At 41.1% G+C, this 484-nt stretch carries 1 protein-coding gene; it reads right to left on the bottom strand.

Going from position 1 to position 484, the window contains the following annotated elements; all coding sequences use genetic code 11:
* Nucleotides 1-255, bottom strand: a 255-nt coding sequence (locus tag GVL03_RS19615) for a hypothetical protein (protein WP_159502606.1), incomplete at its 3' end; no start/stop codon positions are given.
* Nucleotides 256-484: the final 229 nt, after the last annotated feature.

Consider the following 484-nt stretch of genomic DNA (forward strand, 5'->3'; position numbering starts at 1 on the left):
ATAATAACCCCAAGGCTGCGAGGCATCCAACCCCTGGCTCATCGCTTTATCAAAAACCCCCTTAAGCCTCACATACTCTGAATTAGAAATGTAAAAGTCCCGCGAAACATCCGGTGGATGAGAGGGATTATTTTCATACATGTCAATATCAGCATTAGAAACCCTTCCCGCCCCTACACTACCAAGATTTTTATTGTCAGGATAGAAACCATATGACACCTTATTTCCATCATCGTCTATGAGAACGACATACATGTGCCATGTGTCAACCGAATTGACGCCATTTACAACCCTAACTCCAATTGCCGCCATAACTCATACCCCATGATTAATTAAAATATTTACAAACTTCTTCTTTTTTTTTACGATTATTCTTTGATGGGCATATCATAACTATATTGGCACACCGTTCCTTATAACAGACAATTCCGTCCACTCGATTCACGAGAACATCAAAGCGCTGAGGCAATCCACCTTGATCGCA

The sequence above is a fragment of the Microbacterium sp. 18062 genome, from assembly GCF_902706225.1.
GTDB lineage: Bacteria > Actinomycetota > Actinomycetes > Actinomycetales > Microbacteriaceae > Microbacterium.